Origin of the sequence: Candidatus Bandiella numerosa (assembly GCF_021811875.1) — a bacterium.
In the GTDB taxonomy this organism is placed as follows: domain Bacteria; phylum Pseudomonadota; class Alphaproteobacteria; order Rickettsiales; family Midichloriaceae; genus Aquirickettsia; species Aquirickettsia numerosa_A.
Map to the genome: position 1 here is coordinate 1 of NZ_JAJBJD010000017.1, position 10,118 is coordinate 10,118.

Annotated in this window: 10 protein-coding genes; 3 read left to right on the forward strand and 7 right to left on the reverse strand. The window is 30.9% G+C overall.

Annotated features, from left to right (window positions below):
• Positions 1–180 precede the first annotated feature (180 nt).
• The 4 genes from petA to L8D11_RS01305 all read right to left on the reverse strand — a co-directional run bounded on the left by petA (position 181) and on the right by L8D11_RS01305 (position 4,340).
• Complete coding sequence (gene petA, locus L8D11_RS01290) at positions 181–741, reverse strand: ubiquinol-cytochrome c reductase iron-sulfur subunit (RefSeq protein WP_236869871.1); 561 nt, start codon at positions 739–741, stop codon at positions 181–183.
• A gap of 5 nt (positions 742–746) precedes the next feature.
• Positions 747–1,589 carry a polyprenyl synthetase family protein gene (locus L8D11_RS01295; protein ID WP_236869872.1) on the reverse strand — a complete coding sequence of 281 codons (843 nt, stop codon included), beginning with the start codon at positions 1,587–1,589 and terminating at the stop codon, positions 747–749.
• A 2-nt stretch (positions 1,590–1,591) separates the two neighbouring features.
• A complete protein-coding gene (gene ligA, locus L8D11_RS01300) occupies positions 1,592–3,628 on the reverse strand; it encodes an NAD-dependent DNA ligase LigA (protein ID WP_236869873.1) in 2,037 nt (678 codons plus the stop codon).
• A gap of 121 nt (positions 3,629–3,749) precedes the next feature.
• Positions 3,750–4,340: a COQ9 family protein gene (locus L8D11_RS01305; RefSeq protein ID WP_236869874.1), complete on the reverse strand. Its 591-nt coding sequence runs from the start codon at positions 4,338–4,340 to the stop codon at positions 3,750–3,752.
• 46 nt (positions 4,341–4,386) lie between these two features.
• Between L8D11_RS01305 and map the strand changes: the two genes are divergently transcribed.
• Genes map through mraY form a run of 3 tightly spaced genes read left to right on the forward strand, consistent with a single transcriptional unit; the run spans position 4,387 to position 7,278 of the window.
• Positions 4,387–5,190: a type I methionyl aminopeptidase gene (map, locus tag L8D11_RS01310; protein WP_236869875.1), complete on the forward strand. Its 804-nt coding sequence runs from the start codon at positions 4,387–4,389 to the stop codon at positions 5,188–5,190.
• Complete coding sequence (holA, locus tag L8D11_RS01315; RefSeq protein ID WP_236869876.1) at positions 5,187–6,185, forward strand: DNA polymerase III subunit delta; 999 nt, start codon at positions 5,187–5,189, stop codon at positions 6,183–6,185. Before map ends, holA begins: the two co-directional genes overlap by 4 nt.
• A 4-nt stretch (positions 6,186–6,189) precedes the next feature.
• Positions 6,190–7,278: a phospho-N-acetylmuramoyl-pentapeptide-transferase gene (gene mraY, locus L8D11_RS01320; protein WP_236869877.1), complete on the forward strand. Its 1,089-nt coding sequence runs from the start codon at positions 6,190–6,192 to the stop codon at positions 7,276–7,278.
• Between the two features lie 34 nt (positions 7,279–7,312).
• Here the strand turns inward: mraY and L8D11_RS01325 are convergent, their stop codons facing one another.
• The 3 genes from L8D11_RS01325 to L8D11_RS05960 all read right to left on the reverse strand — a co-directional run bounded on the left by L8D11_RS01325 (position 7,313) and on the right by L8D11_RS05960 (position 10,019).
• Positions 7,313–8,104: a sulfite exporter TauE/SafE family protein gene (locus L8D11_RS01325; RefSeq protein WP_236869878.1), complete on the reverse strand. Its 792-nt coding sequence runs from the start codon at positions 8,102–8,104 to the stop codon at positions 7,313–7,315.
• Between the two features lie 7 nt (positions 8,105–8,111).
• Complete coding sequence (locus L8D11_RS01330) at positions 8,112–9,317, reverse strand: PQQ-binding-like beta-propeller repeat protein (protein ID WP_236869879.1); 1,206 nt, start codon at positions 9,315–9,317, stop codon at positions 8,112–8,114.
• 273 nt (positions 9,318–9,590) lie between these two features.
• Positions 9,591–10,019, reverse strand: a complete 429-nt coding sequence (locus L8D11_RS05960) for a transposase (protein WP_369127274.1) — start codon at positions 10,017–10,019, stop codon at positions 9,591–9,593.
• Positions 10,020–10,118 lie beyond the last annotated feature (99 nt).

Genomic DNA, 10,118 nt, shown 5'->3' on the forward strand with positions numbered 1-10,118 from the left:
AGCTCTCTCAGAGACTTTATCAAGAGATACAATCGAAAAACCAAGGCTTATTCCAAAGCCGCTGATATGGCTGAATTATCTGTGTATATACATTTCTTCTTTGACGCTATATTTGCTTAGCAATGCCAATTATTAACTTATTAACAGAGGCCAATATGTATGCAAAAAATTTTAATATCCTTACCCTATTCTTATTTTAGTATCGCTAATAAATTCATACGGTGGAATCGCTAAATTTTTAGGAGCTGGCCCTTTTCTAATTCTTCCAGAACTATCATAATGCGAACCATGGCAAGGACAAAACCATCCACCAAATTCTCCTTTATTTCCAATAGGAACACATCCTAAGTGAGTACATATTCCAATTGTGATTAACCACTGCGCTTTACCTGCTTTCACCCTATCCTTGTCACTTTGTGGATCTCTTAGCTCTGATAAATTCACATCTTCTGCTTCTTTTATTTCTTCTTCAGTTCTATTAGTAACAAAAATAGGCTTACCCCTCCACATCACTGTGTGAGTCTCTCCTTTCTTGATATTTGATAAATTAACTTCAGTACTTCCAGCTGCAAGGACTCCTTTATCTGGCTTTAAAGAAGTAACAATAGGTATCGTAGCTGCAACTGCACCTACACTTGCAACCGCAACTGCACTCATAACAAAAAAATCCCTTCTGGAGGACTTATCTTTGTCATCAATATTATTTTCTGAATTTATTTTTTTTGGTTTATTATCTATCATATACCTCAGTTACTTAAATACGACCTGAATAAATAGCTTGTAAAATCCTTAAGCAATAATGACTTACTATCAAAAATATCTAAATGTTTCAATGACTCATTTACTAACTCCTTTAATAAATCTTGCCCACCATCATTTTCATTGTCTTCAATATCGTCTTTTATCTGATACGCTAAACCTAATTTTTGAGCAAACAAAGCCAATATATCAATATCTTTGCTGTTAGCATTATTCATCATTGCTGAAAATTTACAGGAAGCGATAAATAAATTTGAGGTCTTTAAAATCCTTGTCCTTTTTAACTCTTCCGCACTATATTTTTGCACCTTACAATTTAAATCCAAAATTTGTCCCAGCAATATGCCTTTAAATCCAATCAGCTTCGCCATTTCGTTAAATATATGAAGCTGAACCTTTGGATCAATAGAAGTATTATTGTCTGACGAAAGAATTTCAAATGCAAGCGTAAGTAGCGCATCTCCAGTTAGAATTGCTGTAGATTCTTCAAATTTCTTGTGGCAAGATAAACGCCCTCTTCTGTAGTCATCATTATCCATAGCAGGCAGGTCATCATGAATTAGAGTATAGGTATGAATCACTTCTATAGCTGTAGCTAAATCAATAACATACTGTGGTATAGTTGTAGAATATATGGAATTTGTTGCAAAAACTAAAAATGGTCTGATCATTTTTCCATCACCAAGCAGCATATAGTTCATTGCATCAATAAGAATATTTTGCTCAACTTCAAGATCTTTTAGCAAAATTTTTGATATCCTATTTTGTACAATATCGGACGTTATTTTTAAATTGTACTCAATCCCAAGATTTTTATCCAATTTATTCATAATTACTCAACCATATCTAAAAACTCCTGCTCAGAAATTACCTTAATATTCATCTCTTTAGCCTTATTTAATTTTGAACCAGGATTGCTCCCATAAATAACATAGTCCGTTTTTTTTGAAATCGTAGATGAAATTTTTGCTCCCAATTTTTTTGCAATACTTTGCGCTTCATCTCTGGAATATTTTTCTAACACACCAGTAAAAATTACATTTTTCCTAGCTAACTGACTATTAAGTTTGTTTTGCATAATGATCACCTGCTCGACATCTATAAAATGCAAAATATTTTTAACGATTTGTGAGTTATATGGATCTTTAAAATATTCTACAAAACTTGTTGCTATTATTTCTCCAACTCCATTTACTGCTTTTAAAATCTCTATTGCGTCATCTTTTACAATCAATTCCATTATATTGTTAATATTTTTGAAGTGATTAGCAAGAATCTCTGCAGTTACAACGCCAACATGCCTAATTCCAAGTGAGTAAATAAACCTATCCATATTAATTTTCTTTGATTTTTCAATCGATAAAAATAAATTGTCTACAGACTGTTCGCCCCATCCCTCCCATTTTTCTATTGGTTGCTCTAGTGTCTGATTTGTACTTACCAATTTGAAAATATCTGCTGGTAATTTTACCAGCCCTTTATTATAAAATTGCAATATTGATTGCTTTGATAGTCCTACAATATCAAATGCATATTTTGAAATAAAATGGCATAATTTTTCTATTATTTGAGCTTCACATTTCATTCCACCAGTACATCTCTTGATTATATCATCACCAAAACTCTCAATTGCACTTTGGCATACTGGACATTTTTTTGGAAAAATAAATGATTTAACTTCTGAATTCCTTTTTTCAAATTTTACTTCAACAACTTGCGGAATGACATCCCCAGCTCTTTTAATTTTAACTATATCACCAATTCTTATATCCTTTCTCAAAATTTCTTCTTCATTATGAAGAGAAGCTCTGGTGACTAATACACCACCTACGTTAATCGGTTTTAGTTTTGCAACTGGAGTAATTGCACCTGTTCTACCAACTTGAACAAATATATCTTCAATACAGGTTTCTGCGTATTCAGCAGGAAATTTATGTGCAATTGCCCATCTTGGTGCTCTACTAATATTACCCATTTTTTCCTGAAGCTCAAAGCTGTTCACTTTATAAACTAATCCATCAATGTCATAATTAAGCTCAGCTCTAGCCGTATACATTTTATCATAATAGGATATAATATCTTCTAAATTATCTAAAATAAGCGTACCTCCATTTATTATAAAACCCAGTGATTTAAATTTCTCCATCATCTCGCGCTGATTATTAAAACCTTGAATTCTCCCTCCCCAAACAAAATAACTCAATCTTCTGTTCCTAGTGACTATAGAATTTAACTGTCGCAATGAACCAGATGCAGCATTTCTAGGGTTAGCAAAAAGTGTTTTATTATTTTTACTATTTGCTTCATTCAATACTATAAAATCTGATTTGCTCATATATACTTCACCTCTAACCTCAAATTCCTCATCATAATTAACCTGAATAGGAAAATTTTCAATTACTTTAATATTATTGGTTATATCTTCACCAATTGCTCCATCCCCCCTGGTTATCGCAAAATGCAATTTTTCATTTTTAAAATGTGCTGAAAAAGACACTCCATCTATCTTTGGTTCACAATATAATTCTAATTTATCGTCTGACCCATAACCAACTAATTTCTTAATTCTGATTAAAAAATCTGAAATGTCTTCTTCTGAAAACGCATTGCTTAGTGAAAGCATAGGATAGGTATGGCTAATTTTTGTAAAACCTTTTGCAACCTTAGTCCCAACTCTTTGAGTGACACTTTTTTGATCACGTAATTCTGGATATAATGATTCAAGATTTTCAAGCTCATTTCTTAATTCATCATATTGCTGATCTGTAATTATTGGCGAACTTTTTATGTAATATAACTCATCATGTTTCTTTATTTCATTTCTAAGTAATCTTATTCTTTTCCTCACCTCAAATAAGTTTAATTTCATAAAATCAAAGCTAGCACCAAAATTGTTTTAATTATTTATAAAAGAACACGACCACAATATCAATCATATCATCCCTAAAATAAGTTTCACAGTAAATTAAATAGCATTATCATCATCACAATTAGCTTGAAAATTGCTTGATCTTCTTTGCCACTTTCCCAGTTAAAATTAATTTTCTATTTAAAAAATCATGCGTACTTTCATAATTTGTTGACTCATCAGAAAGCCAATACAATAACGTAGCCCAATATACGCCAGTCAAAAGGCCTCTTTTGGTATAATAATTAAAATCTGTAGACTTGTCATTCCCAGCGGTACGCCAAATTAAATTCATGCTCTTCCACGTATAAGGGTATAATTTTAGGTGATTCCAAGGCATAGAATAAAAAGCAATAATCTTAGGTATAATTATTTTATATTTATCTAAAATCTCAAATCTAATCTTCAGAGATTCAAAAATTCTAGAGGTAATGCTTTTAACTTCACTTAACTCGTTCTTTATTCTCTCAACCATTATTTCATCAATATAATCTCTGAATACTTCAAGAAATTCAGCCCTACCATTTGGAAATAATAAGCTTGCATATTCACTTTGCAGCCCTATGTTTTTGCATGCTTTTGAAATTATATTGATATCAAATGCTTCATAAGGTAATATCTCAATTACCGAAAACAGTACATCATTTTTAAGTTGCTTGATGTTCTCTGTCATAAGGCTCGTAATTTTTAATTGATGAATATCACTATAATAAGTAATAATGAAAGAGAATCCAAGTATTATAATCCATAATGAGGAAGATTTTAAATCAATGAGAAAAGCAGGAAATCTAGCTGCTTCCATACTTGATTTTATAACAGATTTTGTAAAACCTGGAATCACCACTGATGAATTAAACACTTTGTGTCATGACAAAATTGTTGAAAATGGCGCTATTCCTGCTCCCTTACATTACAGAGGATTCCCAAAATCAATTTGCACTTCAGTTAACCACGTTGTATGCCATGGTATCCCTGGAGAAAAAAAACTACATGAAGGCGATATAGTAAACATCGATGTAACGGTCATTTTAAATGGCTGGCATGGAGACACAAGCAGGATGTTTTACGTAGGAAAAAAAATTCCAATTAAGTCAAAAAGAGTAGTTGAAGTCACTTATGAAGCGATGATGAGGGCTATTGAAATTGTAAAGCCTGGCATTCCTCTTTATGAAATTGGTAGGGTAATAGAGGATTATATTAAAAAATTCGGTTACTCAGCAGTGAGAGAATATTGTGGTCATGGGATTGGCAGAGATTTCCATACCTCACCAAGTATTTTGCATTATTATGACGAGAAAAACGACCTAGAATTAAAAAAAGGTATGTTTTTTACAATTGAACCAATGATCAACACTGGGGGGTGGCAAACCAAAATACTTGATGATGGATGGACCGTTATTACTAAAGATAATTCGCTCTCTGCCCAATTTGAACATACGATTGGGGTCACTGATGACGGCTATGAGATTTTTACAAAATCTCAAAAAAATCTGCACTTTCCACCATACAATTTAAAAAAATGAATATTAATTTTAAGCAATTAAATTTTTATTTACAGAACAATGCATCGCATTTAAATTTTTTTCTCATTGGGGATGATTTTGGTCAAGTAATTTACATTACTGAAACCCTATTAAAAACTTACTTTGATAATAAAGAGCGTCATATTGAAAAAATTGAATATAGTACCTTACAAAAGGACCATTCATTACTACAAAATCATATGCAATCTCTCCAATTGTTTTCTGAAAAAAAGGCTATAATTATTAAAAATGTCGGAAGTACTTTTAAAAAGGAGATAATTGAAATCATTAAAAATAACAATAACAAATTTTTATTAGTTATCCAGGCAGAAAATCTTAAAAAAACATCTAAAACTTATAAAGATTTTGAATCAATTGGTAAATTTTGCTTTATCAATTGTTATAAATTGGACCTATATGCAACAATACATTTCATAGAAACATTTTTAAGAAACCATGAGATTAAATTTGATACCGAAATAGTGAACATAATCGCTAATTCTTTACCAGATAATCTGCTATTGATTAACAATGAATTAGAAAAATTAGTACAATATTTAGGACACGAAAAAGAATTAACGGTAGAAATTGTGCAGGATGTCATCTCAGGAACAAAAGAGCTTGTCTATATCAACATATGTCATGCTCTAATTTTTAAGGACAAGAATGGTTTATTGGAACAACTTGAGAGAATTCAAGATACAAACTTTATTAGTATGATCAGAATTATTCAAAGCTATTTTAGCAAAGTGCTATTCATAAAAAGCAAAGAAAAATATGAAAATAAAAAAGTTGATTTTATAATTAATAGTATGTTGCCTCCAATTTTCTTTAAAGAAAAAAAGATTTTTTTAGATATTTGCAATAAAATTAGCCTCAAAAAGGCGCTAAATTTTATGGAGGAGCTTACAGAGCTTGAACTAAATTGCAAAAAATCTTTTGCCTCTAATTCACATTTTATTTTTAACCAGTATTTAATCCAAAAAGTTCAATAGTAATATGTTTCCAATTTTAGCCGAGTTCTTTGTTAAGTATTTTTCTTTTTTTAATATATTTAAATATATTACCTTTAGAAGTGGAGGAGCACTCTTCACAGCATTTTTAATAATGTTAATTTATGGAGACAAATTTATAAACTACCTCTCATCGATACAAAAAAATGGTCAACCAATTAGAGATTATGGTCCCGCAAATCACTCTATTACTAAAAAAGGAACTCCTTGCATGGGAGGTATTTTGATCATAACTGCCATAATAATTTCGACATTTTTATGGGCTAATATAAAAAACTTATACATTTTGCTGTTAGGTTTTATTCTTATCGCTTTTGGGATTATAGGCGGAATTGATGATTACAAAAAACTAAAGCATAACAACTCCAAGGGGATGCCCGCTAAATTCAAATTTTTTCTACAATTTATTTTCAGCGCCATTGCAATTGCTTTCATCAGCTATCTAAGTGCGGATGGTCAATCAACAACCTTAGTATTTCCATTTTTTAAAAACTTAGCAATTGATTTAGGCATATTTTACTTTATATTTGGAATTTGTGTAATAACTGGAACATCAAATGCCGTTAATCTCACCGATGGATTGGACGGCTTGGCTATTGGTCCGATTATAATATCTTCAGCTTTTTTTGCAATTATTGCATACCTAGTTGGTAATATTGTTTTTGCTAATTACTTAAAGCTTATATATATAAAAAATGCTGGTGAAATGGCAATTTTTTGCTCCTCAATGATAGGTGCAGGACTGGGGTTTTTATGGTATAATGCGCCACCAGCGAGAGTTTTTATGGGTGATACTGGCAGCTTAGCCCTTGGAGCAGTAATTGGTACTATAAGTGTTATTACAAAAAATGAATTGATTTTATTTATCACTGGTTTTGTTTTTGTTTTTGAGGCAATTTCTGTAATATTGCAAGTTGGCTCATTTAAACTACGGGGAAAAAGGATATTCAAAATGGCACCAATCCATCACCATTTTGAAAAGGTAGGGTGGTCTGAATCAACCATTGTTATCAGATTTTGGATTATAGCAATTATATTTGCACTTATAGGACTCTCCAGCTTAAAAATTAGATGAAGATAAAAAATCTCCCACCTTATATACGGATCTACTATTTCAATAATTTTATAGCAAAATTCAATAACAACAGAAAATTTGCGAACATAAAAATAGAAAAAACGATATTTAAATATTTTGTTGCTTTTAACATAATGTGCTGCCCAAAATAGCTTACTATAAACAAAGCTGGAAAAGTACCCAAGCCAAAGCAAAACATTGAGAAAAAAGATATTAAGAAGTTTTGAGAATATGACGCTGTGATCATAATTGCACTTATTACTAAACCGCATGGTATCAGCCCTAAAATCATACCCATAAATAATCCTTGAATTCCGAAAGGATTTAAACTTAATTTACTTATTATACTGGTTATATAGCTTTCTAAAAATTTAAAATGCTTTGATACCTTGTTGAAAAAAGAAACTTGTTTTATTTTTTCAATTTTTATAACAGAAATTTTTAAGCAGATAAAAGCAGCGAAAATAAGTATAACTCCCGTAATATTTTTAAATATTATACTATCGCTAAATGAACTTGATAAATATTTTGCAAGCAGTGCTAAAATTCCATAAGTCATTGCTTTGCCTAAGTAATATGGAAGTGATAACGCACAATTAAACTTATTAAAATTGTTCAATTGATCTTTTTTTAAATGCATTAATCTCATATTCATCTGCCCCAGAGCTATGGGACCACACATACCTACACAATGTGTAAAACTACCCATAATTCCATAAACAAACATAGCGCATATAATCGATATACCACTGATTCCTAGTATATCAGAATCCAATATATACTGCACAAATACATTTTGGGGTTCATGAGAATGGTGACATGTCATAAATTTATCAAGAAATTACGTATATTTTCTCTCCAGCATTAATTGGTGAAATATATGAACCCTTCCCTACTTTATACTTAACATTGCTGAAATCCCCTGTGACCTTAAAGGTAAGCATCTCTCCCTTAGAGCTAGAAATGTATATTAGATTATTTGTTGCAATTGGCGAATTCCAGTATCGATTTTTTCTTTTTTCCTTTTCGTCTAAATAATCTATAAGCTTAGCTTTCCAAATGTTATGCCCAGTTTTTAGATCGATTGCTAAAAAAGTATCTTTATCATCAATTGCATAAGCAATGTTATTATGTATATGGATTGGCCTATCGATATTGTACTTTTCTCTCCAAACAACTTCTTTATTTAATAAATTTAATTTTGATAAATATCCACCTGGTGTATAAAAATACAGGAAATTATCCACTGCAAGAGGCTGATACACCGAAATTTTAACATCATTTAAAATATTCTCGAAAGAAATATTTTCATCATCAAAATTCCATTCTTCAAAACCTGTGCGCTTGTTTATAATACTGATAGCTCCATTACCATCTTGCATTATTATTACATTTTTATAAATTACCGGAGAAACAACATTAACCACGCTCACTCCATCATTAATCCCTGCTTTATACCACAAAATAGCACCATTTTTTGCATTGATGGAGTACATTCCATTATTTAAGGTTTGTAAATAAAGCGTTCCTTCTTCCAAAACAGGATATGCTCTCACTATCTCCTGTAACTTTTGCTCCCAAATCAACTTTCCAGTTTTACTATCTAAACAACTTATAAAGTCTGAACCAAAAGAAGCATAAATTCTATCTTTCTCTTGCAAAAGTCCGCCGTTTAGATAATTAGCATAAAAAATGAATTTGCTCCCTGCTTGCTTATTTTTCCAAGTAATTTTGTTATTAGCAATATTGATCCTTGATATAACCCCATTTCTATTCATACCTATATAATAGTCTTTTCCAATAATCGGTTGCGCCACTAAAGGCAATCTTAAAGAATTATCTATATACACTATCTCGTAATTGCCATTACTTGTTACATTTTTGTCAATTTCTGTATTATTTAGGTAGTTAGAATACTGCCACAGCACTATATCATCATGATTACTGTTTATTTTCTTATTATTAACGCAAGCAGATATAGGTAAAAGCAGAGCTAAAAAAATTATAAATTTTTTAACCAACGGTGTGTAATTATACATAAATTTATTTGTAGCAAATTTGTGGCAAATTTATATTATTAATGAACTTAATACTTCGTATTATTTTTGTTGTAAAGTCCTAAGTTAAAATGTAGTCTTAAATTTATATTTAGGAATTTCAAAATTTATGGAAATGAGAAAAAATAGAGGTAAATGAGAAGAAAAACTAATTCAAAAGTATTCAAGAGAAAAGAAGTAGAAAAAATGAGCTAAAATTGTCTAAAAACATATAAAAATCATACTAAAGACGGAGTACACCTGTAATATTGAAAATTAACAAAAAATACTTGCAGCTAAATGATGATGCCCTAAAAGGAAACGAGATGAAGTATTTTTGTATATGGTTAAAACATGAACCATATGGCTGTTGCATATTGAGCAAACCATAGGATTGTGATTAAAGTTAGAAATCAGCAATGAAGAATAAGAAGGCAATATTAATTGACTTTTTTCAGTTTGACCAAGAAATCTGTATAGTATGGGGAGTAATTTAGAGCGAACTCTATTAGCTAAAACACCATAATACCTAATCATGCGAAAATTAACATATGGGATATGCTGAATAAGCCTTGCAATAAAATCAAACACAGAAAAAGAAGATTCTAAGTAAGTGTTAGTTTTATGATCAAGATACTTAAAGATGACATTGTTGCCATCATAGTGTTTTAATTTAGAATCGAGTAGAGAGGCGCATTGCAGCACCTCCCTCTCACACCACCGTACAAGCGATGTCGCATAGGGCGGTTTCAGATTTGTGTTTACCAAAAGCAGAGTACATAGAGAAGAGATTAATCTTCTCAA

Bases quoted from the DNA above. Each gene is read 5' to 3' on its own strand.
- petA (WP_236869871.1), bottom strand. From the start codon at position 741: ATGATAGATAATAAACCAAAAAAAATAAATTCAGAAAATAATATTGAT.
- L8D11_RS01295 (WP_236869872.1), bottom strand. From the start codon at position 1,589: ATGAATAAATTGGATAAAAATCTTGGGATTGAGTACAATTTAAAAATA.
- ligA (WP_236869873.1), bottom strand. From the start codon at position 3,628: ATGAAATTAAACTTATTTGAGGTGAGGAAAAGAATAAGATTACTTAGA.
- L8D11_RS01305 (WP_236869874.1), bottom strand. From the start codon at position 4,340: ATGACAGAGAACATCAAGCAACTTAAAAATGATGTACTGTTTTCGGTA.
- map (WP_236869875.1), top strand. From the start codon at position 4,387: ATGAAAGAGAATCCAAGTATTATAATCCATAATGAGGAAGATTTTAAA.
- holA (WP_236869876.1), top strand. From the start codon at position 5,187: ATGAATATTAATTTTAAGCAATTAAATTTTTATTTACAGAACAATGCA.
- mraY (WP_236869877.1), top strand. From the start codon at position 6,190: ATGTTTCCAATTTTAGCCGAGTTCTTTGTTAAGTATTTTTCTTTTTTT.
- L8D11_RS01325 (WP_236869878.1), bottom strand. From the start codon at position 8,104: ATGACATGTCACCATTCTCATGAACCCCAAAATGTATTTGTGCAGTAT.
- L8D11_RS01330 (WP_236869879.1), bottom strand. From the start codon at position 9,317: ATGTATAATTACACACCGTTGGTTAAAAAATTTATAATTTTTTTAGCT.